This is a genomic window from Mycobacteriales bacterium, from assembly GCA_035995165.1.
Lineage (GTDB): Bacteria > Actinomycetota > Actinomycetes > Mycobacteriales > CADCTP01 > CADCTP01.
In genome coordinates this window covers 1-23799 of the sequence record DASYKU010000016.1, presented here as the reverse complement: position 1 = coordinate 23799, position 23799 = coordinate 1, and the positions used below count along the sequence as shown (strand labels likewise).

Annotated in this window: 22 protein-coding genes and 1 pseudogene; 16 read left to right on the top strand and 7 right to left on the bottom strand. The window is 73.4% G+C overall.

Annotation, left to right across the window (positions count from 1 at the left end; genetic code table 11):
- Positions 1-60: 60 nt before the first annotated feature.
- The 5 genes from VGP36_02605 to VGP36_02585 form a co-directional block, all read right to left on the bottom strand.
- Entirely contained in the window at positions 61-858 is a 798-nt protein-coding gene (locus tag VGP36_02605) for a DUF4097 family beta strand repeat-containing protein (protein HEV7653614.1), read from the bottom strand.
- Positions 859-945: 87 nt separating this feature from the next.
- Positions 946-1104, bottom strand: coding sequence for a hypothetical protein (locus VGP36_02600; protein ID HEV7653613.1), 159 nt, complete (start codon positions 1102-1104; stop codon positions 946-948).
- A gap of 81 nt (positions 1105-1185) precedes the next feature.
- Complete coding sequence (locus VGP36_02595; protein HEV7653612.1) at positions 1186-1671, bottom strand: hypothetical protein; 486 nt, start codon at positions 1669-1671, stop codon at positions 1186-1188.
- A 248-nt stretch (positions 1672-1919) separates the two neighbouring features.
- Entirely contained in the window at positions 1920-3869 is a 1950-nt protein-coding gene (locus VGP36_02590; protein ID HEV7653611.1) for an amylosucrase, read from the bottom strand.
- A 9-nt stretch (positions 3870-3878) separates the two neighbouring features.
- Positions 3879-4940: a LacI family DNA-binding transcriptional regulator gene (locus tag VGP36_02585; protein ID HEV7653610.1), complete on the bottom strand. Its 1062-nt coding sequence runs from the start codon at positions 4938-4940 to the stop codon at positions 3879-3881.
- A 458-nt stretch (positions 4941-5398) separates the two neighbouring features.
- Between VGP36_02585 and VGP36_02580 the strand changes: the two genes are divergently transcribed.
- From VGP36_02580 to VGP36_02565, 4 genes are all read left to right on the top strand, one after another.
- Positions 5399-6715 (top strand): ABC transporter substrate-binding protein, encoded by a 1317-nt coding sequence (locus VGP36_02580; GenBank protein ID HEV7653609.1) that lies wholly within the window; start codon positions 5399-5401, stop codon positions 6713-6715.
- Positions 6716-6791: 76 nt separating this feature from the next.
- Positions 6792-7772: a sugar ABC transporter permease gene (locus tag VGP36_02575; GenBank protein HEV7653608.1), complete on the top strand. Its 981-nt coding sequence runs from the start codon at positions 6792-6794 to the stop codon at positions 7770-7772.
- Complete coding sequence (locus VGP36_02570) at positions 7769-8683, top strand: carbohydrate ABC transporter permease (protein ID HEV7653607.1); 915 nt, start codon at positions 7769-7771, stop codon at positions 8681-8683. Before VGP36_02575 ends, VGP36_02570 begins: the two co-directional genes overlap by 4 nt.
- Positions 8684-8763: 80 nt before the next feature.
- Positions 8764-9216 (top strand): hypothetical protein, encoded by a 453-nt coding sequence (locus VGP36_02565; GenBank protein HEV7653606.1) that lies wholly within the window; start codon positions 8764-8766, stop codon positions 9214-9216.
- A 1-nt stretch (position 9217) separates the two neighbouring features.
- Here the strand turns inward: VGP36_02565 and VGP36_02560 are convergent, their stop codons facing one another.
- Complete coding sequence (locus VGP36_02560) at positions 9218-9418, bottom strand: hypothetical protein (protein ID HEV7653605.1); 201 nt, start codon at positions 9416-9418, stop codon at positions 9218-9220.
- Positions 9419-9488: 70 nt separating this feature from the next.
- Here VGP36_02560 and VGP36_02555 point away from each other — a divergent pair, with 70 nt between their 5' ends.
- The 5 genes from VGP36_02555 to VGP36_02535 are packed head-to-tail and all read left to right on the top strand — an operon-like array spanning position 9489 to position 14843.
- Positions 9489-10085 (top strand): hypothetical protein, encoded by a 597-nt coding sequence (locus VGP36_02555; GenBank protein HEV7653604.1) that lies wholly within the window; start codon positions 9489-9491, stop codon positions 10083-10085.
- 27 nt (positions 10086-10112) lie between these two features.
- A complete protein-coding gene (locus VGP36_02550; protein HEV7653603.1) occupies positions 10113-11432 on the top strand; it encodes a glycoside hydrolase family 36 protein in 1320 nt (439 codons plus the stop codon).
- 10 nt (positions 11433-11442) lie between these two features.
- Complete coding sequence (thyX, locus tag VGP36_02545) at positions 11443-12195, top strand: FAD-dependent thymidylate synthase (GenBank protein ID HEV7653602.1); 753 nt, start codon at positions 11443-11445, stop codon at positions 12193-12195.
- Positions 12196-12219: 24 nt separating this feature from the next.
- Positions 12220-13119 (top strand): 4-hydroxy-tetrahydrodipicolinate synthase, encoded by a 900-nt coding sequence (gene dapA / locus VGP36_02540; GenBank protein ID HEV7653601.1) that lies wholly within the window; start codon positions 12220-12222, stop codon positions 13117-13119.
- 56 nt (positions 13120-13175) lie between these two features.
- Positions 13176-14843: a ribonuclease J gene (locus tag VGP36_02535; protein HEV7653600.1), complete on the top strand. Its 1668-nt coding sequence runs from the start codon at positions 13176-13178 to the stop codon at positions 14841-14843.
- On the opposite strand, the gene VGP36_02530 is transcribed toward VGP36_02535, so the two are convergent.
- Positions 14840-15799 carry a hypothetical protein gene (locus VGP36_02530; GenBank protein ID HEV7653599.1) on the bottom strand — a complete coding sequence of 320 codons (960 nt, stop codon included), beginning with the start codon at positions 15797-15799 and terminating at the stop codon, positions 14840-14842. The genes VGP36_02535 and VGP36_02530 overlap by 4 nt on opposite strands.
- Before the next feature lie 264 nt (positions 15800-16063).
- Here VGP36_02530 and VGP36_02525 point away from each other — a divergent pair, with 264 nt between their 5' ends.
- The 7 genes and pseudogenes from VGP36_02525 to VGP36_02495 all read left to right on the top strand — a co-directional run bounded on the left by VGP36_02525 (position 16064) and on the right by VGP36_02495 (position 23178).
- On the top strand, positions 16064-18547 hold the full coding sequence (locus VGP36_02525; GenBank protein ID HEV7653598.1) for a DNA translocase FtsK: 2484 nt from the start codon (positions 16064-16066) through the stop codon (positions 18545-18547).
- Positions 18540-19169: a GNAT family N-acetyltransferase gene (locus VGP36_02520; protein HEV7653597.1), complete on the top strand. Its 630-nt coding sequence runs from the start codon at positions 18540-18542 to the stop codon at positions 19167-19169. Before VGP36_02525 ends, VGP36_02520 begins: the two co-directional genes overlap by 8 nt.
- Before the next feature lie 58 nt (positions 19170-19227).
- On the top strand, positions 19228-19992 hold the full coding sequence (locus VGP36_02515; protein ID HEV7653596.1) for a helix-turn-helix domain-containing protein: 765 nt from the start codon (positions 19228-19230) through the stop codon (positions 19990-19992).
- Between the two features lie 36 nt (positions 19993-20028).
- Positions 20029-21534: a 30S ribosomal protein S12 methylthiotransferase RimO gene (gene rimO, locus VGP36_02510; GenBank protein HEV7653595.1), complete on the top strand. Its 1506-nt coding sequence runs from the start codon at positions 20029-20031 to the stop codon at positions 21532-21534.
- Positions 21535-21644: 110 nt separating this feature from the next.
- Positions 21645-22190 (top strand): CDP-diacylglycerol--glycerol-3-phosphate 3-phosphatidyltransferase, encoded by a 546-nt coding sequence (gene pgsA / locus VGP36_02505; protein HEV7653594.1) that lies wholly within the window; start codon positions 21645-21647, stop codon positions 22188-22190.
- 197 nt (positions 22191-22387) lie between these two features.
- Positions 22388-22858 carry a CinA family protein gene (locus tag VGP36_02500; GenBank protein ID HEV7653593.1) on the top strand — a complete coding sequence of 157 codons (471 nt, stop codon included), beginning with the start codon at positions 22388-22390 and terminating at the stop codon, positions 22856-22858.
- Positions 22859-22962: 104 nt separating this feature from the next.
- Positions 22963-23178 (top strand): annotated as a pseudogene (locus VGP36_02495) (helix-turn-helix transcriptional regulator).
- Positions 23179-23799 lie beyond the last annotated feature (621 nt).

Sequence of the window (23799 nt, the reverse complement as noted above, 5' to 3'; positions counted from 1 at the left end):
GGGTGACGACGCCTCGCCGGCACACACGGGGGTGCCGGCGAGGCGTACGGCGTGCTGCGGTCAGGCGCGAACCGCCGCCGGGACGACCAGGACGTTGCCGCTGGTGGTGCGGGCCTGGATCTCCAGCGGCGCGCCGTCGTCGGGGGCGTCGTCCTCGACCGGGAGCTCGGAGCGGATCCGGCCGCTGGTCGAGCGCAGGTCCAGGTGCGCGGAGACGCCGGAGCGGACGCCGATCTTCAGGTTGCCGGAGGCGACGCTGAGCGAGATCGTCCCGGCCCGGGCCTCGTCGATGCTGATGTCGCCGGAGGCGGCCTTGGCCCGCACCGAGCCCTCGGCGACCCCGATCCGGATCTGCGCGGACGCGCACTTCACGTCGACGTCGCCGGTGGCGTGGCCGATGTCGATCCGGCCGGACGCGGAGTGGGCCCGGATCGCCCGGCCGGAGCCGATCGTGACGTCACCGCTGGCGCAGGTGGCGTCGACGTCGCCGTCGACCTGATCCACCGTGACGGTCCCGGAGGCGGTGCTGGCGTCGACCGTGGAGTACCGGCCGGAGGCGGTGATGCGGGCCGAGGCCGACTTCGTCGTCAGCGACGACCCGCTCGGCACGGTGACCGTGATCGACACGCGGCGCCGCTTGATGCCGAGGAAGTGCCGGCGCTCGGGCTGCTCGATCCGCAGCTGCCGGCCGTCGAGCTGGACGGTCGTCTCCTCGGCGAGCTCGCGGGCGTCGTCGTCGATGGCGGTCACCTCGACGGTGCTGGTCGTGGTGTCGGCCGCGGTGACCGTGATCACGCCGGTCGCGGCGCGGATCCGCAGGTCGACGGGCTCGGGCGTCTCGAACGTGTAGTCGGGCACGACATCTCCTCATCGAGGGTGGAACGGCTGGTGCGGGGGTGTCCATCGCGGGCCGGCCCCGGTCGCGCCGGGGCCGGCCCACCGGGTCTAGTGGCGGCGGCCGTCGGTGTTGCCGCGCCGGCGGCCCGTCCGGGCGGCGCGGCGGGCGGTCCGGGCCAGCCGGTGGTCGGCGGCCTGCTGGCGCAGGGTGGAGCGGCGGTAGTCCAGCTCGGTGTCGAGCGCGGAGCCGTAGAAGTAGTTCGACATCGGGGTTCTCCTCGGATCTGGGCGCGCCGAACAGGCCGCGCGGCGGTAGGGAAGTCGCGAGCGGTGCGGGGGAGGGAGAGCTCAGCCTCGGGCGTACCCGACCAGGCGCCGGCCGGGCCGGCCCTGGTCCTGCTGAGCGGCGCCGTCCAGCGCGCGGGTCACCGCGCGGACGAGCCACGAGTTCACCGAGATGCCGGCCCGGTTGGCCGCCTCCTCGGTCCTGGCCTTGATCGACTCCGGCAGCCGCAGGGTCACCCGCGCGGTGCCGTCGGACTCGTCGGCCGTGGGTGCGGCCGGATCCGCCGGGACGTCGTCCGGCTCGGCCTCCATCGTGTCGACGGAGATGCGCGGCTCCCGGCCGTGCAGCCGGACCTCGACCGTGACGCCGGTCAGCGCCGCGGTGACGTCAGCGGTGGCAGTGCTCAACGCGTCCAGGATCGCCAGCCGGGCCGCCGGCTCCATCGCCGCGGCCAGGATCTCCGCCGTCCGGCGGGTCTCCTCGGTGCCGGCGGCGGCCGCGGCCATCAGATCGCGGCGGAGGCTTTCGACGTAGGGCGTCAGGTCCATGACGTCACTATGGCGTCACCGGCGTCACCAAGTCAAGCGCTGACGTCAGAAAGTTCGTCAGAGTGACACCACATGCCGCCACCCTGACGCCACAACCGCCACCCATCAGGTCTTTCCGGCGGCCACGACGGCTACCGGGGTTCGGCCCGCGGCCACGGCGGCCACCGCGTGGGCGGCCGCAGCGGCTGACCCATGGTCGCCGCGGCAGCCGCGGCAGCCAGCGCGTGGTCGGCCGGCGGCTGAGGTGGCTAGCGGGTGGTGAGCCAGGCGAAGCCCCAGGGTGGCAGGTGGATGCGGCCCTCGCCCAGGTCGAGGCGGCCGCGGGTGGAATGCACGTGCACCGGGTCGGCGAGGCCCGCCGCCGTGGCCAGGCCGAGGCCGGCGGACTGCCAGCCGTCGGAGAAGTTCGCCAGCGCCAGCAGCGGGGCGCTGCGCTGATGCCGCCGCCGGTACGCCAGCACGTGCGGGTCGTCCGGCTCCAGCACCGTGGTCTCGCCCCCGGACCGCAGCGCCAGCTGGCCGCGCCGCGCCGCCGCCAGCGCCCGCAGCCGGCCGAAGACCTGGCCCGCCACGGTCGACGGGTCGGCCCGCCGGGCGGCCGCGGCCCAGTCCATCGGCGGCCGGTGCAGCCAGCGGTTGTCGGCCGCGTGCGCGGGGTCGGCCGCCCACTGCTCGTCGTTGCCGAGCCCGAGCTCGTCGCCCATCCAGATCAGCGGGATCCCGCCGAAGGAGAACACCACCGAGTAGAGCGTCTCCAGCCGGTCCACCCCGGTCGGGTCGCCGGCCGAGATCCCGCACAGCGCCGCCGCCATCCCGGACGTACGGGCGTCGCCGGTGGCCTCGTTCTCCTGGAACAGCGCGCCGCGGGCGAACGACCCCGCGTGCCGCCCGGCGTAGAACCGGGCCAGGAACCGGCGGTGGTCGAACCCGTTCCAGCCCACCGCGGCGGCGTCGGTGTCCGAGACGGCCCAGCCGATGTCGTCGTGGCAGCGCAGGTAGGTGACCCAGCCGGTCGGCGCCGGCGCGGCCCGCAGCCGGGCCAGCGCCCGGGCCGCCAGCCGCGCGTCCCGGGTCGCCAGCGACGACCAGAGCAGCACCATGAGCTGGTTGTGGTAGGCGAGGTCGCACTCGGGCCGGTAGCGGTCGTGCGCACCCAGGTATTGCACGAGCATCTCCGGCGCGACGATCGCCTCGGCCTTGAACAGCACCCCGGGGGCGGCCAGCCGGGTCAGCGCCCGGTACGCCTGCACCAGCAGGTGCGCCTCGGGCTGGTTCTGGCAGTCGGTCCCCAGCCGCTTCCAGAGGAACGGCACCGCGTCCAGCCGCAGCACGTCCACCCCGTGGTTGGCCAGCTCCAGCATCGTGCCGAGCATCGCCGCGAAGACCTCGGGGTTGGTGTGGTCCAGGTCCCACTGGTAGTCGTTGAACGTCGTCCAGACCCAGCCGCCCATCTCCGCCACGTGGGTAAAGCTGCCGGGCGCGGTGTCCGGGAAGACCTCCGGCAGCGTCCGCTCGTACGCGTCGGGTTGCGTCCGGTCCGGGAAGACCAGGTAGAAGTCCTGGTACGCGGGATCGCCGGCGGCGGCCCGGCGGGCCCAGGCGTGCTCCCGCGCGGTGTGGTTGAGGACCAGGTCCACGCAAAGCGCGATGCCGCGCGAGCGCAGGTCGGCGGCGAGGTCCTCCAGGTCGGCCATGCTGCCCAGCCGCGGGTCGACCGCGGTGTAGTCGGCCACCGCGTAGCCGCCGTCGTTGGCGCCCTCGCGCGGCCTGAGCAGCGGCATCAGGTGCAGGTACGTCACGCCCAGCTCGGCCAGGTAGTCCAGCTTGTCGCGGACACCGGCCAGGGTGCCGGCGAACCGGTCGGTGTAGCAGGCGTACCCGATCGTGCGCGAGCGCTGGAACCAGCCCGGGTCGACCTCGCGGCGGCGGTCCAGCACCCGCAGCGGCCAGGGCCGGGCGGCGGCCGCGTCCAGGGCCTGGCCGACCAGCCGGCGGACCAGCTCGGGCACGTCCGTGCGGTCGCCGTAGAGCACGGTCAGCGGCTCGACGATGTCCGGGTGGACCTGCTCGAGCCGGGCGGTGAAGGCCTCGCCCTCGAGCGCGCCGAGCCGTCCCCGGGCCGGCGGGCCGATCGCCGTGACGAGCTCGTCCAGCAGCTCGGCGGCGGACTGCCCGGAGGGCGACCGGATGTCGACCATGTCCGGACCTTATGCGAAAGCGCTGCCGCCGCCGGTGTCCGGTGGGGGCGGACCGGTCGTGCCGCGCACCACCAGCCGGGTCGGCAGCACCAGGTCCATGGCGATGCCGTCCCCGTCCCCGGCCAGCACGGCCAGCAGCCGGCGGGCGGCCAGCTCGCCCTGCCGGCGGACCGGCTGCGCGATCGTGGTCAGCTCGCCGGCCGGGGCCATCTCGTGGTCGTCGAACCCGATCAGCGACACCCGCCCGGGCACCGCCAGCCCGGCCCGGCGCAGCACCTGCAGCGCGCCCAGCGCCATCTCGTCGGACTCGGCGAAGATCGCGGTCGGCAGCCGGCGCCCGGCCAGCAGCTGCTCGGCCGCCCGCATCCCGCCGGTGACGCCCCAGGGCTCGGGTACCACCCGGTCCGGCCCGACCGGGATACCGGCCTCCCCCAGCGCGGCCTCGAAGCCCTCCCGCCGGGCCGCGGTGGTGGACCGCCCGACCGGGTCCGAGGGCTCGCCGCTGATCATGACGATGTCGCGGTGCCCGAGCAGGACCAGGTGCCGTACGGCCATCACCGCGCCGGCCCGGTCGTCCACGCCGACCCGGGCGAAACCGTCGACGGGACCGCCGATCACGGCCAGCGGCACGCCCAGCGCCTGCAGCGCGGTCTGCTCGGCCGGGTCCAGCGACGAGGCCACCGCGAGCACCGCGTCCACCCGCCGGCGCAGCGGCATCGTGCCGAAGAAGCGGTTGCGGCCCTCGGGGTCGCCGACGTTGTAGAGCAGCAGGTCGTAGCCGGCCTCCCGCAGCGGGCCCTCCACGCCCGTGAGGACCTCGGAGAAGAACCACCGGGTGGCGAACGGGACGATGACCCCGATCGCGTGCGTCCGGCCGGAGGCGAGCCGGGACGCGGCCGGCGAGGGCACGTACTCCAGCTCGGCGGCAGCGCGCAGCACCCGCTCCCGGGTCGGTTCCGACACCTTGGCCGAGCCGCGTAGCGACCGGGACACGGTCGAGGCGGACACGCCCGCCCGGCGCGCCACGTCGAGGATGCCGGCCTGCCCGTTGACGGACGGTGGTGCGCCCATTCGACCTCCTCGTCGTCACACGCGGAGCGTGCACGGCACGCGAGCCGCAGGTGTCAGGTCACACCATGAAAACGATGTCACGCCAAAGAGTGGCCTGGATCACACCAGTGTGCAAAGGTCGGGCCGCACGCTCGTGACGCGAGCATGTCGCCACGAGACCGGATGTGTCCAGCAGGAGGCATGATGCCGGCCACCAGCCGTCGACGCCCGGCCACGAGCCAGGGCGTGACGTGACGGCGCAATGGTGCACCGGAACATCCTGCCGCCCGCGCGCCGCATCCGGTCGACGGGGCGAGCACGCCACTATGCCGGGGCCAAGAGGTACCCAGGGGACGTTTCCCTGGTGTTTCCTCCCCGGACGAATCCGGTAAGAACGCGGTCACCGCGCCCGGGGTCTCCCTCGCGAGAGGTGGCCCGCGGACGTTCGTACGCAGGGAACGATCGAGACAGGAGCAGGTATGGGCAGGCGGAAGGCCATCCAGCAGGTGGCTCTGGCGGCGGCGGTTGCCCTGGCGGCGTCGGCGTGTCTGAGCAGTAGCGGAAGCAGCAGCGGCGGGAGCAGCGGCACGAAGGCCGGCGACGGCAACGTCGAGATCATCTTCGGCTTCGGTGGCGCGCAGTCCAAGGGCTTTCAGGCGGCGTTCACGGAGTGGGAGAAGACCTCCGGGATCAAGGTCAAGTTCACGGAGGCGTCGCAGTCCTTCGACACTCTGATCCGGACCCGGGTGCAGGCGAACAACGTGCCGGACATCGCGCTGTTCCCGCAGCCCGGCATCCTCAAGGACTTCGTCGCCCAGAACAAGATGACGGACCTGTCGACGCAGCTGGACGTGAACCAGCTCCAGTCGCAGCTCATCTCGGGCGTGCTCGACGCGGGCAAGGTCGGCGACAAGTTCTACGGCGTGCCGATCTCGTACAACGTCAAGAGCCTGGTCTTCTACCCGAAGAAGGCCTGGGACGCGGCGGGCTACAAGGTCCCGACCACGCAGGCCGAGCTGACCACGCTGACCAACCAGATCAAGGCCGCCGGCACCACCCCGTGGTGCCTCGGCATCGAGTCGGGCTCGGCGACCGGCTGGCCGGCCACCGACTGGGTCGAGGACGAGATGCTCCGGAGCGCCGGCCCGGAGACCTACGACAAGTGGGTCTCGCACGCGATCCCGTTCAACGACCCGTCGGTGAAGACGGCCGCGACGAATTTCCAGAACCTCGTGCTGGCCAACGGCAACGTCCTCGGTGGCACCAAGGGCGCCGTGAGCACGAACTTCGCGACCGCGGGGAACCCGATGTTCAACGCGAAGCCGGGCTGCATGATGCTCAAGCAGGGCAACTTCATCACCCAGTCCGGGTTCTTCCCGAAGAACATCGTCGCCGACATCGACAACCAGGTCGGCGTCTTCTACTTCCCGGGCGAGGACGCGAACACCAAGCCGGTGCTCGGCGGCGGTGACCTGGCCGCGGTGTTCAACGGCAAGGACGACGACACCAAGAAGGTCATGGCGTTCATGACCGGTCCGGACTTCCCGGGCTGGAAGGACTCCGACGGCTTCCTGTCGCCGCGCAAGGACTACGACGTCAGCAAGTACACGTCGAACCTGACCCGGCAGATGGCCGACATCGGCAACAAGGCCACGGTGTTCCGCTTCGACGGGTCCGACCAGATGCCCGGCGCCGTCGGCTCCGGTTCGTTCTGGAAGGGCATGACCGCCTGGATCAGCGGGCAGCAGACGCTGGACCAGGCCTTGACCAGCATCCAGCAGAGCTGGCCGAGCTGACCCACTGAGGCCGGGGCCGGGGCGACCGCGAGGTCGCCCCGGCCTCTCGCTTCCCCTGAAGAAAGGAGTCGGGTCAGTGGTCAAAGTGATCAACACGCTGCTGGCGATCGTCGGCGGTGTGGGCGGCGCGCTGGTGCTGTACTGGCTGCTCAACTTCATCGCTGAACGGCTGCCGGCGCGGTGGGAGGACCGGGTCAAGCCGTACTTCTACATCCTCCCCGCGGTCGCCGCGCTCGGCCTCTACCTCGTGTATCCGCTGATCCAGACGATCATCTACAGCTTCGCCAACAACACCAGCAGCGCCTGGGTCGGCTTCAAGAACTACACGGACCTCCTGTCCCAGCGGGACTTCCAGATCACGCTGGTCAACACGCTGCTCTGGATCCTGATCGCCCCGGCGGTCGTGGTCGCGCTCGGGCTCGCGGTCGCGACGCTGGCCGACCGGCTGGCGCCGCGGGGCGAGCAGACGGCGAAGACGCTGATCTTCCTGCCGATGGCGGTCAGCGGCGTGGCCCTGGCCGCGATCTGGCGGTTCATCTACGAGGTCCGCCCGGCCGGCGAGCCCCAGATCGGGCTGCTCAACGCCGTCGTCACCAAGCTCGGCCACGACCCGGTGGCCTGGCTGCAGCTGAGCACCGGCAAGACGAACACGTTCCTGCTCATGGTCGTGCTGATCTGGAGCCAGGTCGGGTTCTCGATGGTGCTGCTGTCCGCGGCCATCAAGGGCGTCCCGGACGAGACGCTGGAAGCCGCGCGCATCGACGGGGCCAAGGAGCGGCAGGTCTTCTTCCGCATCGTGGTCCCGCAGATCTGGGGCACGGTGATCACGGTCTTCGTGACCACGCTGATCAACGTGATGAAGATCTTCGACATCGTGTACGTGATGACCGGCGGCAACTTCAACACCAACGTGGTCGCCGTCCGCTTCATCAACGAGCTCATCACCAACGGCAACCAAGGCCGGGCGGCCACCATCGTGGTGATCCTCGTGATCGCGATCATCCCGCTGATGGTCTATCAGGTACGGAACTTCCGGGCCCAGGAGGCGGCGCGATGACCAGCACCATCACCCCTCCCGTCGAGGGGCCGGGCCGACTCGGCCGGGCGTTCCCGCGTAGGACCGACACCGCCCCGGTCGCCAGCCGGGCCGGCTGGGGCGTCCGCATCACGATGGTCGTGGTCTGCGCCCTCTGGATCATCCCGACGCTGGGGCTGCTCATCACCTCCTTCCGCACCCAGGACGCGGCGAACGACTCCGGCTGGTGGACGGTCATCACGAAGCCGTTCAGCAACTGGACGTTCACCAACTACAGCCAGGTGCTCCGGGAGGGCGGCGGGAACGCGTTCCTCAACAGCCTCGCGGTCAGCCTGCCGGCGACCATCATCCCGGTGATGATCGCGGCCTTCGCCGCGTACGCGTTCACGTTCATGAGGTTCCCGTTCCGGGACACCATATTCATCATCATCGTGGCGCTGATCGTGGTGCCGAACCAGGTCTCGTTCGTGCCGCTGCTGAAGATCTACGGCTCGCTCGGGCTGACCGGCACGTTCCCGGCGGTCTGGCTGGCCCACATCGGGTTCGGCATGCCGCTGGCGATCTTCCTGTTGCGCAACTACATGTCGACGCTGCCCCTCGGGGTGATCGAGTCGGCGAAGATCGACGGCGCCAGCCACTTCCAGACGTTCTGGCGGCTGATCGTGCCGATGTCGGTGCCGGCGCTGGCGTCGTTCGCGATCTTCCAGTTCCTCTGGACCTGGAACGACCTGCTGGTGGCGCTGATCTTCCTCGGCCCGGGCGAGAACGGGACGCTCACGCTCCAGGTGCAGGGCCTCATCGGGCAGCAGAACCAGGGCTGGCAGCTGCTCACCGCCGGCGCGTTCCTGTCGATGGTGATCCCGCTGGTCGTGTTCCTGTCCCTGCAGCGGTACTTCGTCCGCGGGCTCACCGCGGGCTCCGTCAAGGGCTGATCCCCTCGGTGGACCTGCTGTCCTCAGGTCCGGAGCGGCCGAACCGGGCCGTCCGGATCTGGCGACGGCGCAGCGTACGTGTGGCGGCGGCCGTCCTCGGGGCGGCCGTCGCCCTGCTGCTGGTGAGGTCCACTTCGGACAGATCACCGTCCTCAGTGGACCGTACGGTGGCGGCGGCGGCCCCGGTGCCGACCCCGCCGTACGACCGGCGGCCGGGGCGGACGCCGATCGCAGCGCCGGTCCGGTCCGGGGCGTCGCTGTCCGGCGGGCTGCCGGCGACCGGGCCGCCGGCCCGGACCGCCGCGGTGCGGGCGGTCGACCTGGTGCTGGGGCGGTTCTGCCTGGAGCCGGCCGCCTACGCGTACACGCTCGGGCCGGAGGGGGTCGGGCGGGCCGGGGACTGGCGGCACGTCACGGTGCTGCTGTTCCGGTTGGAGCGGGGCGGGACCGACCCGGCGCTGCGGCTGGCGCTGGACTGGACCGGCCGCGAGTACCGCTGGACCGGACCGGCGGAGCTCCTGCGAGGCTGTTGAGTCAGCGGGGGAGCCAGCTGAAGCCCCTGATGCCCTTCCAGGTGCAGTAGCCGGCGCCGACGAAGCCGACCACGAGCCCGGTCAGCGTGACCGCGTTGTACGTGCCCTGGCCGCTGGAGACCAGGATGCAGATCAGCGCGATCAGCAGGAACAGCAGGGAGAGCAGGCCCCAGCGCACGTTCCGCTTGCGGGGCTCGGCCATGGCGGCAGCGTACCCGCGGATGTGACAGCCTGGCGTGATGGCGACGACCCGCACCGGCCCGGCCTGACCGGTGGACCTGCTGTCCTCCGGCCCGCGCCGGCCGCGGCGGGCGGCCGGGCTCCGGCGGCGGCTGACCCCGCTCGGACGGTGGCTCGCTCCGGTCGGCCGGCGGCTGGCGCCGTACTGGCGGCGGCGGGGCGTGCGGGCCGGGATCGGTGTGCTGGTCGCGATCGTCGTGCTGGCGCTGCTGCGGTTCACCGCCGACGTGAGCCGGCCCGTGCCCGCCCCGCGCCCCGCGGCCGCGCCGGAGACGCCGCTGCCGCCGGCCGAGACGTTCGACCGGCTGCCCGGGCGGACCCCGATCCCGGCCCCGGCCCAGACCGGGGACCTGCTCTCCGGCCCGCTGCCGGCGATGGCCGCTCCCACCGCGGTCACGGCCCGGCAGGCCGCCGGGCTCGTGCTCGGCCGCTACTGCCCCGACCTGTCCCGGTTCTCCATCGAGCTGAAGCCCGACACCGACGGGCGCAACGCCGACTACCACCACCTCTTCGTGCTCGTCACCGACGTGCTGTTCACCGACTCCGGGCCGGCGCTGCAACTCTCGCTGGACTGGGAGGGCCGCAACTACCGCTGGCTCGGACCGCTGACCCTGCTGCGGGGCTGTTGACCGGCCGGCGTGTGGAAGCCTTTGCCCATGCCGCGGACATTCACCGAGCTGGCCGAGGTTCCGGTCGATCCCGACCGGGCGCTGCTGCACGAGGAGGGCTGGCAGTCGTGGACGCCGACCACGGCGTACCGGCTGCAGGACCGGCCCTGGCGCAGCGCCGCCCCGCAGTTCCGGGCGATGAACTACCAGGACCCGGCCGGGCTGCCGGACGGCTTCTCCGGAGCGGGGCTGCTCGCGCTGGATCCGGGCGACGGCGGCGCCGTCCGGGTCTGGGCCGCCGCGGACCGGACGGTCGCGGTGCCGGAGATCCGGGCCGCGGTGCACGGCGACCGGGTCGTGGTCAGCGCCGACGGCCCGGTGCTGGAGACGACGCACGCCGGCGGGCTGCAGGGCGCGCTGGGGGAGTGGGCCGGGAGGTACGCGGGGATCGGGCCGATCCGGCCGGCGCCGAGGATCTGGTGCTCCTGGTACCACTACTTCACCCAGGTCACCGAGGCCGACATGATCGAGAACCTGGACGCGATGGACCGGCTGGAGCTGCCGGTCGAGGTGGTCCAGCTCGACGACGGCTACCAGAGCGAGATCGGCGACTGGCTCACGCTCTCGGACCGGTTCGACTCGCTGGCCGACCTGGCCGCGCGGATCAGGGACCGGGGCCGGCGGGCCGGCATCTGGGTCGCGCCGTTCCTGCTCGGCGCCCGCTCGGCCACCCTGCGCGAGCACCCGGACTGGGCCGTCGGCGGCGCCTCCGCCGGCCACAACTGGGACCAGGACCTGTACGGGGTGGACGCCACCCACCCGGCCGCGCTGGCCTGGCTGACCGAGGTCTTCAGCACCCTCCGCGGCCTCGGCTTCGACTTCTTCAAGATCGACTTCGTCTACGGCGCGGCCCTGCCCGGGGCCCGGCACGACCCCGGCCTGACCCCGGTGCAGGCGTACCGGCAGGGGGTGTCGGCGATCCGGGCCGCGGTCGGGGACGCGTACGTGCTGGGCTGCGGGGCGCCGATCCTGCCCTCGATCGGGCTGGTCGACGGGATGCGGATCGGCGCCGACATCGCGCTGCACTACGAGCCCGAGCGCGGCGACATGACGCAGCCCTCGCAGCGGACGGCGACGATGAACGGGGTGGCCCGGGCGTACCAGCAGGGGCGGTTCTGGGTGAACGACCCGGACTGCCTGGTGGCCCGGCCGGAGGTGGAGCGGCGGGAGGACTGGGCGGAGCACGTGGCCCGGTACGGCGGGCTGCGCGGGTCCTCCGACCGGCTGGCCGCGCTGGACGACTGGGGCCTGGAGACGACCCGCCGCACGCTGGCGACGGTGCCGCCACCGGTCCCGTTCCCGGGTTAGTCTCGGCGCCATGCCCTCGATCGAGCCGCTGGGAGTCCGGGCGATCGCCTGGACGCACTTCGAGCCCCCGTCCGAGGTGCCCTGGACGACCGATGCGGACGGCGGCGAGGCGCTGGCCGAGTTCGCCGGGCGGGCCTGCTACCAGTCCTGGACCAAGCCCAACCCGCGGACCGCGACCAACGCCGGCTACCTGCGGCACATCCTCGAGGTCGGGCACCTGTCCGTGCTGGAGCACGGCTCGGTCACCTTCTACCTCACCGGCGTGTCCCGGTCGCTGACCCACGAGCTCATCCGGCACCGGCACTTCTCGTACTCGCAGCTGTCCCAGCGCTACGTCCCGGAGCGGGACGCGGCCATGGTCGAGCCGGACGTGATCGCCGGCGACCCGGAGCTGCACGCGAAGTTCGTCGAGGCCACCGAGGCGTCGCTGGCCGCGTACACGGCCCTGCTGGAGGGGCTGGAGAAGCGGTTCGCGGACGTCGGCAACGCGACGCTGCGGCGCAAGCAGGCCCGGCAGGCGGCCCGCGCGGTGCTGCCGAACGCGACCGAGACCAAGATCGTCGTCACCGGCAACTACCGGGCCTGGCGGCACTTCGTCGCGATGCGGGCGACCGAGCACGCCGACGTCGAGATCCGCGAGCTGGCCGTGGCCTGCCTGCGGGAGCTGCAGCGGGTCGCGCCGAACGCGTTCGCGGACTTCGCCATCGCCGCCCTCGACGACGGCACCGAGGTCGCCAGCAGCCCCCTCGTCAGCGAGGGATGAGCCCGCACCGAGTAGTTTGTGGCCATGAGGCAGCCGGATGAGGCGCGGCCGTTCGGCCGCCTGGTGACCGCGATGGTCACGCCGTTCACCACGGACGGGTCGCTCGACGTCGACGGCGCGCAGCGGCTGGCCACCTACCTGGTGGACGAGCAGCGCAACGACGGGCTGGTGATCAGCGGTACCACCGGTGAGTCGCCGACGACCAGCGACGAGGAGAAGGACCGGCTGCTGCGGGCGGTCGTGGAGGCGGTCGGCGATCGGGCCTCGGTCATCGCCGGCGCCGGCACCAACGACACCGCGCACACGCTGCACCTGGCCGCCGCCGCGGAGAAGGCCGGCGCGGACGGCGTGCTGCTGGTCACCCCGTACTACAGCAAGCCGCCGCAGGCGGGCCTGCTGGCGCACTTCCGGGCGGCCGCGGACGCGACCGGCCTGCCCGCGATGCTCTACGACATCCCCGGCCGGACCGGCAGTGCGATCCGGACCGAGACGCTGGTCGCGCTGGCCGAGCACCCGCGGATCGTCGCGGTCAAGGACGCCAAGGGCGACTTCGACGCCAGCGCCTGGGTGATGGCCCGCACGCCCCTGGCGTACTACTCCGGTGACGACAAGGTCACGCTCCCGCTGCTGTCGATCGGCGCGATCGGCGTGGTCGGCGTGCCGACCCACCTGGTCGGCGCGCGCACCAAGGACATGATCGAGGCGTACGGGAAGGGCGACGTGGCCGGCGCGCTGGCGCTGCACCGGGCGCTGCTGCCGGCGTACACCGGCTTCTTCCGGACCCAGGGCGCGATCCTGACCAAGGCCGCGCTGCGGCTGGCTGGGCAGCCCGGCGGCCCCGTACGGCTGCCGCTGGTCGACGCCACCGAGGCGGAGATCGAGACCCTGCGGGCCGACCTCGCCGCCGCACACGTGGACATCTGAGCGGGCGGACAGCTCGCACCACAGCTAGGAGCAGAGTGAGTCGTCAGAATCATGACGTGGGCGCGCCTCCGGCGCTGCCCGCCGGCGGCCTGCGGGTCGTCGCGCTCGGCGGTCTCGGTGAGATCGGCCGCAACATGACCGTCTTCGAGCACGCCGGCCGGCTGCTGATCGTCGACTGCGGGGTGCTGTTCCCGGAGGAGGACCAGCCCGGCGTCGACCTGATCCTGCCCGATTTCGGGTGGATCCGGGACCGGCTCGACCTGGTCGAGGCGGTGGTGCTCACGCACGGGCACGAGGACCACATCGGCGGGGTGCCGTACCTGCTGCGGGAGAAGCGGGACCTGCCGCTGATCGGCTCCCGGTTCACGCTCGCGCTGGTCGAGGCGAAGCTGCGCGAGCACCGCATCGAGCCCTACACGCTGACCGTGGCGGCGGGGCAGCGGGAGCAGCTCGGGCCGTTCGAGTGCGAGTTCTTCGCGGTCAACCACTCGATCCCGGACGCGCTCGCGGTGGCGATCCGGACCGACGCCGGGACCGCGCTGCACACCGGCGACTTCAAGATGGACCAGCTGCCGCTGGACGGGCGGCTGACCGACCTGGGCGGGTTCGCCCGGCTCGGCACCGAGGGCGTCGACCTGCTGCTCTCGGACTCGACCAACGCCGAGGTGCCCGGGTTCGTCACCTCCGAGCGCAACATCGGCCCGGTGCTCGACTCGGTGATCCGCGGGGCCACCCGGCGGGTCATCGTGGCCTGTTTCGCCTCGCACGTGCACCGGGTCCAGCAAGTGCTGGACTCGGCCGCCGCGCACGGCCGGTCGGTCGCGTTCGTCGGCCGCTCGATGGTCCGCAACATGGGTGTGGCCCGCGACCTCGGCCTGCTGCACGTGCCGCCGGGGCTGATGGTGACGCTGGACGAGGCCGCGGCGATGGCGCCGGACAAGGTCGTGCTGATCTCCACCGGTTCCCAGGGCGAGCCGCTCTCGGCGCTGGCCCGGATGGCCAACCGGGAGCACCCGTCGGTCCGCATCGAGCCGGACGACACCGTCATCCTGGCGTCCTCGCTGGTGCCGGGGAACGAGACCGCGGTCTACCGGGTGATCAACGGGCTGGCCCGGGAGGGTGCCCAGGTCGTGCACAAGGAAGTCGCGATGGTGCACGTCTCCGGGCACGCCCCGGCCGGCGAGCTGCTCTATCTGCTCAACGCGACCAAGCCGCGCAACCTCATGCCGGTGCACGGCGAGTGGCGGCACCTGCGGGCGCACGCCAAGCTCGCCGGGCTGACCGGGGTGCCGGCCGACCGGGTCGTGCTGGCCGAGGACGGGACCGTGGTGGACCTGATCGACGGGGTCGCCTCGATCACCGGCAAGGTCGACTGCGGCTTCGTGTACGTCGACGGCCTCGCGGTCGGCGACGTCGGCGAGGAGTCGCTCAAGGACCGCCGGATCCTCGGCGACGAGGGCTTCATCGCGATCACCGTGGTGGTCGACTCGGTCACCGGCAAGGTCAGCGGCACCCCGATCGTCTCCGGCCGCGGCTTCAGCGACGACCCGGTCGCGTTCGACCCGGTGCTGTCGCTGGTGGTGGCCGAGCTGGAGCGGGTCACCGCCGAGGGCGCGACCGACCCGCACCGGCTGGCGCAGAGCGTGCGCCGGGTGGTCGGGCGCTGGGTGTCCGACCGATACCGGCGCCGGCCGATGATCATCCCGACCGTGATCGAGGTCTAGCCCACCCGCCGCAGCCACGGCTGGGCCTCGACCATCGCGCCGCCGACCCCGTCCAGCCACCGGTACGCGGCGTCGTCCAGCACCATGAGCATGATCCGGGCCTGGCCGGCGAAGTAGTCCGGACCGCCCTGGAAGACGCCGTACCGGCGCCAGAGGTCGCCGGTGCCGTTCTCGGGGCTGAGCTTGCGCCAGACGGCGTCGGTGTCGGCCCGGCTGTGCCGGGTCCGGACGACGCAGAGGTTGCCGGCGTAGTGCACCCGCAGCGCCGTCTCGGCCGTCGCCGGATCGAGCGTCGTCGTGACCATCGCGACCTGGGTGGTGCCGGCGGGCAGGGGCGAGGTGGTGATGCCGGCCGGCAGGCCGCCGGGATAGGTGACGGACACGTCCCCGTACGTGCCGGGGTGGTGCTGGATCACGCTGTCCAGCGCGTCCAGGCCGCTCCGGCCGAGCAGGCCCGGCTGCCAGCCCCCGGTCGGGGCCGGGCAGGGCGGCGTGAACGGCCGGCTGGTCTCCGGCACGGCCGGCTCCGTGCCGCGGACGCCCTGGTCGGTCACGGTGATCGTGCCGTGCCCGTACCGGCCGGTGATGCGGGCCTGACCCCAGCGCGTCCCCCGGTACGCCTTCTGGTCGGCCAGCCGGGACACGTCCGCACCGACCAGCGTCACCGCGGGGGAGCAGCCCGGCGGCTGCTCGGGGCCGGGAATGCCGGGCAGGGCACTCGCGGTCGGGGCGCAGAACCGCACCGGCTTCCCCGGCGCGGCGAGCACCGTGCCGGCGGCGGTCACGAGGTCGCCGTCACGGACCCGGAGACCGGCGAGGGCAGGGGTGGGGGTGGCGCTCGGCGCGGCTGCCGCCGACTGCGTGCTCCCGCCGCCGTGGGTCGCCACCACCGCCACCGCCGCGCCCAGCACCACCACGACTCCCGCGGCCGCAGCCACCGGTGCCCATCGAGTCATCGTCGCCTCCGTGTGCCACAGATCATGCCAGCGGTCGGACGAGCGGGAAGGCCTCCAGGATCCCGGTCCCGTCGTCCAGCCGGAGCAGGGGTGCGCCCCACCCACCGGGCGACCGTGTCGGCGTCGCCCGGCGCAGCCTCCGTGCCGGGCTCGCTGATCGTCGTGTCCCTACTCCACCCTTGCGTCCGTACCCGGTTGGGTGTCCTGTTCCGGGTACGGCGCGTTGAGTCTGCCGGGTTGGGCCCCGCGGCTAGTCTCGGGCGCGTGACTGCCCGGACCTCGCCTCCCCGCTCGCGCGGCGGCGCGACCCGGGCGTCCTCCTCCCGGTCCAGGCGCCGGCCGGCGCGGCGACCGGCCCGCCGCCGCGGCGCCAGCCCACTGGCCCCGCTCGGCCGCGCGCTGTCCGGGTCCTGGCTGCTGCTCGCCCGCGGCGCCGGGGGAGCCGCCCGCGCCGTCGGCCGGCAGGCCGCGACCGCGCGGCTGGAGCCGGCCCACCGCCGCGACGGCGTCGGCCTGGCCGTGGTCGCGGTCGCGATCGTCACCGGCGTCGGGCTCTGGTCCGCCGGCGGGGGACCGGTCGGCCGGGGCGTGCACGACCTGCTGCGGATCTGCTTCGGCACGCTCGCGCTGGTGCTGCCGGTGCTGTTCCTGGCCGCCGGCGTGCACCTGCTGCGCCAGCTGCCGAAGCCGGAGGAGCGCGGCCGGGTCGGCATCGGCTGGGCCGCGCTCGCGGTCGCCGGCACCGGGCTGTTCCACCTCGGCAACGGCCTGCCCGCACAGACCGACGGGCGCCGGGGCGCCGGTGGCCTGCTCGGGGCCTGGCTGGCCGGCCCGCTGCAGCGCGGCGTCGGCACCGCGCTCGCGGTCCTGCTGCTGGTCCTGGTGCTGTTCTTCGGCCTGCTCGTGGTCACCAAGACGCCGGTCAACCGGATCCCGCACCGGCTGCGGGAGGGGCGGGACCGGCTGCTGCGCCGCCCGGTCGCCGCCGACGAGGCCGAGGACGAGCCGGCGGACGCGCCGACCGAGGAGCTGTCCGCCCCGCCGGTCCGGCTGCGCCGCCCGTCCCGCCGCCGCCAGGCCGCGATGACCGACCCCGACCCGTACGACGTGGAGGCGGCCGAGACCGCCACGCCGCTCCCGCCGGAGGATGAGGAGGAGCCGCCGCCCCCGCCGAAGGCGAGCCGCCGTCGGGGCCCGGTCGTCCCGGAGCCGCGGCCGGCCGCTCCCGGGCCCACCCCGGAGCTGCCGCCGGTCACCCGCCCGGTGCAGCTCTCGCTGGCCGGCGAGACCGACTACACGCTGCCCGCCTCGACCCTGCTGGCCGGCGGCACCCCGCCCAAGGCCAAGACCAAGGCCAACGACGCGGTCATCTCGGCCCTGCAGCAGGTCTTCCTCGAGTTCGGGGTCGACGCCGCGGTCACCGGGTTCACCCGTGGCCCGACCGTCACCCGGTACGAGGTGGAGCTCGGCCCCGCGGTCAAGGTCGAGCGGATCACCCAGCTGTCCCGCAACATCGCGTACGCGGTGAAGTCGGCCGACGTCCGCATCCTGTCGCCGATCCCGGGCAAGTCCGCGGTCGGCGTCGAGATCCCCAACACCGACCGCGAGCACGTCTCGCTCGGCGACGTGCTGCGCAGCGGCACCGCCACCCGCGACCAGCACCCGATGATCGTCGGCCTCGGCAAGGACATCGAGGGCGGCTTCGTGGTCGCCAACCTGGCCAAGATGCCGCACATCCTCATCGCCGGCGCGACCGGCGCGGGCAAGTCCTCCTGCATCAACACGATCATCGTGTCGATCCTGGTCCGGTCCACCCCGGACGAGGTCCGGATGATCCTCATCGACCCCAAGCGGGTCGAGCTGACGTCGTACGAGGGCGTGCCGCACCTGGTCACGCCGATCATCACCAACGCCAAGAGGGCCGCCGACGCGCTGCAATGGGTCGTCCGCGAGATGGACATGCGGTACGAGGACCTGGCCGCGTCCGGCGTCCGGCACGTGGACGACTTCAACCGCAAGGTGCTCAGCGGCGAGATCACCGCGCCGCCGGGCAGCGAGCGGGTCTACAAGCCGTACCCGTACCTGCTGGTGATCGTGGACGAGCTGGCCGACCTGATGATGGTGGCGCCGCGCGACGTCGAGGACTCGGTCGTCCGGATCACCCAGCTGGCCCGGGCCGCCGGCATCCACCTCGTGCTGGCCACCCAGCGGCCGTCCGTGGACGTCGTGACCGGCCTGATCAAGGCCAACGTGCCGTCCCGGCTGGCGTTCTCCACCTCCAGCCTGGCCGACTCCCGGGTCATCCTGGACCAGCCCGGCGCGGAGAAGCTGATCGGCCAGGGTGACGGGCTGTTCCTGCCGATGGGCGCGAGCAAGCCGCAGCGGATCCAGGGCGCGTTCGTGCCCGAGCAGGAGATCGCGGACGTCGTCGCGCACTGCAAGCAGCAGCTGCAGCCGGTCTACCGCGAGGACGTGACCGCACCTACGGCGGCCAAGAAGGAGGTCGACGAGGACATCGGCGACGATCTCGATGTGCTCCTGCAGGCGGTCGAGCTGGTGGTCTCGACCCAGTTCGGCTCGACCTCGATGCTGCAGCGCAAGCTGCGGGTCGGCTTCGCCAAGGCCGGCCGGCTGATGGACCTGATGGAGAGCCGCGGCGTGGTCGGCCCGTCGGAGGGCTCCAAGGCCCGCGACGTGCTGGTGAAGCCGGACGAGCTCGAAGGGCTGCTGGTCACTCTCCGTGGCTGAGATCGGCTGGCTGGACCGGGTCGACAAGGCCTCGGTCGACGCCGCGTACCGGGTCGTGCGGGGGGTCATGGAGCAGGGCGGCGCGGTCGGCTGGGTGCACGTCCCGGACCGGGCCGAGACCGCGGACTGGCTCACCGAGATCGCGGCCGAGATCGCGGCCGGCCGGACCCGGCTGGCGGTGGTCAGCTCCGGCGGCCGGGTCGAGGCGCTGGGCCGCTGGAGCCGTTACGCCAAGGCGGTGGTCGCGGTCAACGCCGAGATCGTCCAGGTGATGGTGCACCCCGACGCCCGCGGGCAGGGGCTGGCCCGGCTGCTCGTCGGCGCCCTGGTCGACGACGCCCGGGACAACCGGGTGGAGACGCTGACCCTGGACGTGCGCGGCAACAACCACGCCGCGATGGCCCTGTACGAGTCGTTCGGGTTCGAGGTCTCCGGCCGGCTGCCGGACTTCGTCGCGGTCGGGGACGAGCGCTGGGACCGGGTCCACTACCGGCTCGATCTGCGTACCGGCGACTACCCCGTACGGCGGCACGGGATGCGCCCGGTCGGCCCCGGAGCGTCCACGGTCCGTTCACCGAACCACCCTGGTGAGTCTTTGGCCGGACCGGCCGGAGACGCTTAGACTGATACAGGATCGCCCACACGACCTGCACAGCACCATGACCGGGAAGGTCCTCCACGTGGCCGACGACGTTCGCCCGCTCGGCGCTGCGCTCGCGGCCGCCCGGCGCGAGCGTGGGCTGTCCGTGGAGGAGGTCTCGGCGGCCACCCGGATCCGCCCGGCGATCATCCGTGCGATCGAGGCCGACGATTTCGAGGTCTGTGGCGGCGCCGTCTACGCGCGCGGTCACCTGCGCTCGGTGGCCCAGGTCGTCGGCGCCGACTCGCGGCCGCTGGTGGAGGAGTTCGACCGGCGGTTCCACCAGCCGGTGCCGGCGCTGCGGACCGCGCCGCTGGGCTCGTTCGAGCCACCCCGGGACGCGGGCCGGTCCGGGCGGCGGTCGCCGACCTGGGCCTCGGTCGCGGCCGGCGTGCTCGTCGTCGTGGTGATCTTCCTGGGCGTCAGCTGGTTCGTCGGCCGCGGTGGCGACGACGCCGCCGGGGCGCCGCAGGCGATCACGACCAGCGCTGCGGCCGCGCCGACCACGACCCCTGCGCCGAAGCCGAGCGCGACCGCGAAGCCGGCCCCGAAGGGGGTCGTGCTGCGGCTGCGGGCCAGCGGCGGGTCGAGCTGGGTGTCGGTCACGAACAGTCACGGAAATCAGCTCTTCCAGGGCATCCTGGCCGACGGCACGGCCAAGGAGTTCCGGGACGCGACGACGCTGTCCGTCCGCTTCGGCAACTCGCCCGCGGTCCGGGTCACCCAGAACGGCAAGGACGTCGGTGCGCCGCGCTGCGACCGTCAGGTCTGCACGGTCGCGTTCGGATCACCCACGGCCGGTTGACCAGAGCAGTCTTCCGACGCTAGTACGCTCGTCGGTGTGTCCGTTTCCCGTCGTGCTGCACTGGTGACCCTCGGCTGCGCCCGCAACGAGGTCGACTCCGAAGAGCTGGCCGGAAGGCTGACCGCGGACGGCTGGGAGCTCACCGACGACGAGGACGCCGACGTCGTCCTCGTCAACACCTGCGCGTTCGTGGCCAGTGCGAAGAAGGACTCGATCGACACGCTGCTGGCCGCCGCCGACGGGGACAGGAAGGTCGTCGCCGTCGGCTGCCTGGCCGAGCGGTACGGCTCGGAGCTGGCCGACAGCCTGCCCGAGGCGGCCGCGGTGCTCGGCTTCGACGCGTACACGGAGATCGGGGACCGGCTCGACGACGTGCTGGCCGGCCGCCCGCTGACGCCGCACTCGCCCCGGGACCGGCGCACGCTGCTGCCGATCAGCCCGGTCGAGCGGCAGGGCGTGACGGTCTCGGTGCCGGGCCACGGTTCGGCCGCGCCCGGAACCTCGGCCGCGCCCGGAACCTCGGCCGCGCCCGGAAGCTCGGCCGCGCCCGAGACCGAGGTGCCGGGCTGGACGCCGCCGGTGTTGCGGCGCCGGCTGGAGAACTCGCCGGTGGCGCCGCTGAAGCTGGCCTCCGGCTGCGACCGGCGGTGCGCGTTCTGCGCGATCCCGTCCTTCCGCGGCTCGTTCGTCTCCCGGCCGCCGGCCGAGGTGCTGGCCGAGGCCCGCTGGCTGGCCGAGCAGGGCGTCCGCGAGCTGGTCCTGGTCAGCGAGAACTCGACGTCGTACGGGAAGGACCTCGGCGACCTGCGGCTGCTGGAGCAGCTGCTGCCGGAGCTGGCCGCGGTGCCCGGGATCGTCCGGGTCCGGCTGTCCTACCTGCAGCCGGCCGAGACCCGCCCGTCGCTGGTGGCCGCGCTGGCGGGCACGCCCGGCGTCGCGCCGTACTTCGACCTGTCCTTCCAGCACTCCAGCGAGGCCGTGCTGCGGCGGATGCGCCGGTTCGGCAACACCGACCGCTTCCTGGGGCTGCTGGAGCAGATCCGCGCGCTCGCGCCCACCGCCGGGGTCCGGTCCAACGTGATCGTCGGCTTCCCGGGCGAGACCACGGACGACGTGGCCGAGCTGACCCGGTTCCTGACCGGGGCCCGGCTGGACGCGATCGGCGTGTTCGGCTACTCCGACGAGGACGGGACCGAGGCCGCCGGGTACGACGGCAAGGTGCGCACGGACGTGGTCGACCGGCGGGTGGCCCGGATGACCGACCTGGTCGACGAGCTGATGGCGCAGCGGGCCGAGGAGCGTCTCGGCGAGACCGTCGAGGTGCTGGTCGAGGCGATCACCGGCGACGGGGTCGAGGGCCGCGCCGCCCACCAGGCCCCCGAGGTCGACGGGGCCACGCTGGTGACCGACGCGCCCGTCGACGTCCGGGTCGGCGACCTGGTCCGGGCCGAGGTCACCGGCAGCGCCGGGGTCGACCTCACCGCCCGCTACCTGGACACCGCGGACGCGGTGGCCCGCCCGGTGGTGGCGGCCGGTCGGTGAGCGCGGTGGCGCCGGAACCCGCGGTCCCGAAGCCGTCCGTGCCGGGCGTCACGGGCCCGGTCCCGGCCGTCCCGGACCCGGTCGCCACGCCGGCCCAGACCGTCCGCGTCGTGAACGTGGCCAACGGGCTGACCCTGCTGCGGCTGCTGCTGGTGCCGGTGTTCGCCTGGGCGCTGGTGCAGCAGCACGGCACCGACACGTCCTGGCGGCTGGTCGCGTTCGTGATCTTCGCGGTCGCCTCGCTCACCGACCGGCTGGACGGGGACCTGGCCCGCAAGCGCGGCCTGGTCACCGAGGTCGGGAAGCTGGCCGACCCGATCGCGGACAAGGCGCTGACCGGGACCGCGCTGGTCGGGCTGTCCGCGCTCGGCCTGCTGCCCTGGTGGGTGACCGTGGTGATCCTGATCCGGGAGGGCGGCATCACGCTGCTGCGGTTCTGGGTGATCCGGCACGGGGTGATCCCGGCGTCGCGCGGCGGCAAGTACAAGACGTTCCTTCAGACGATCGCGATCGGGCTCTACCTGCTGCCGCTGCACGACCTGCTGGCGACCGCGGCGGCCTGGGTGATGGGGGCGGCGCTGGTGCTGACGGTCGTGACCGGGGTCGACTACGTGGCCCGGGCGCTGGCGCTGCGGCGGGCGGCGAGCGCACCGTGAGCGGGCCGGACGCCGGCAGCGGCTGGCCCCCGACCGGACCTGCCTGGCCGGTCGGCGAGACCTCGGCCGGGCCCCCGGGTGCGTCCTCGCCCGGGAGGTCGGCGGCCGGGGCCGGGAGGTCGGCGGCCGGGGCCGGGAGTTCGGCGGCGGCCGGGCCGGCGGGTGGATCCGGCCGTGCGGGGGCGACGCCGGCGGAGGTGCTGGCGGCGTTGGTGGCGGCGGGGGCGACGGTGGCCGTCGCGGAGTCGCTGACCGGCGGGCTGCTGACGGCGGCGTTGACCGAGCCGGCCGGGGCGAGCGCGGCCGTGCGGGGCGGGCTGGTCGTCTACGCGACGGAGCTCAAGGCGGTGCTCGCCGGCGTACCGGTCCCGCTGCTGGACGCCGAGGGACCGGTCAGCCCGGACGTCGCCGCCGCGCTCGCGGCCGGCGCCCGGGACCGCCTCGGGGCCACGTACGGGCTGGGCATCACCGGGGTGGCCGGGCCGGAGCCGCAGGACGGCAAGCCGGTCGGCACCGTCTACATCGGGCTCGCCGGTCCCGGCACCGGATCCGTACGGCACCTCACGCTGGCCGGGACGCGGGCCGAGATCCGGTCCGCGAGCGTGGCCGCGGCCCTGGAGCTGCTCCTGTTCGCATTACGGGAGAGGACCTCGGAATTGCCGAGGTGATTACAGCGTTTCGCTGTTGGCGTACAGGCGATCGTGGCGAGGCCGCGGTCCGTTCGTAGAGGTACGGTGACGACACGAACCACGACAACGGGAGGGGCGCGCAGATGACTTTGCTCCGCCGTGTTCTGGGGGACACGCTGCGCGGCCGTCGGCTGCGTCAGCGACGGACCCTGCGCGAGGTGTCGGGTGCGGCCCGGGTCAGCCTCGGGTACTTGTCCGAGGTGGAACGCGGGCAGAAGGAGGCCTCCTCCGAGCTGCTCGCGTCGATCTGCGACGCACTCGACGTGAAACTGTCCGATCTCCTGTCCGAGGTCTCCGAGACGATGCGCCGCTCCGAGCGGGCGGCCGAGGTGGCGCGGATGCCGGGCCGGGTCACGATCCCGGCTCCCGCGCGCAGGCCGGTGCCGGCCGGGGTGGGCGGTCCCGCCCGCCCGGACCGGTTCGAGGACCTGCCCGAGTTCGACGGGGCGTTCGACGACCTGGAGGACGGCGGGTTCGAGGAGTCCGGTGCGGACTCCTTCGACGAGGCCGAGTTCGCCGACGCGCTGGGGGCGGCCTCCGAGCCGGCCCCGGGTGGGGCGAGCGACAGCCTCGCGACGCTGCCCGAGCCCGGCGAGGAGCTGGAGCTCGACGACGTCGACCTGGCCGAGCTCGAGACCGGCGACGGCCTGGGTGAGCTCGAGGTGCTGGTCGGGCTGACCGACCTGGTCGGCCGGGACACCCCGCCGTACTCGGCCCGCTGCCTCGCGGCGGCGTAGGAAAGCGCAATTCTCAGGAGCCTGCCGGCGGACACGCTGGCAGGCTCCTTGCGTTCGGGGTCGCCGGGTGGCATCAAGTGGGGGTGCCGGACCGTTCGCGCGACCCGCTGGACCACCTGATCCGCTCCACCGTGCCCACCGCGGTCGCGTCGGCGGCGCCGCGGCGCTCGGGCGGCACCCGGT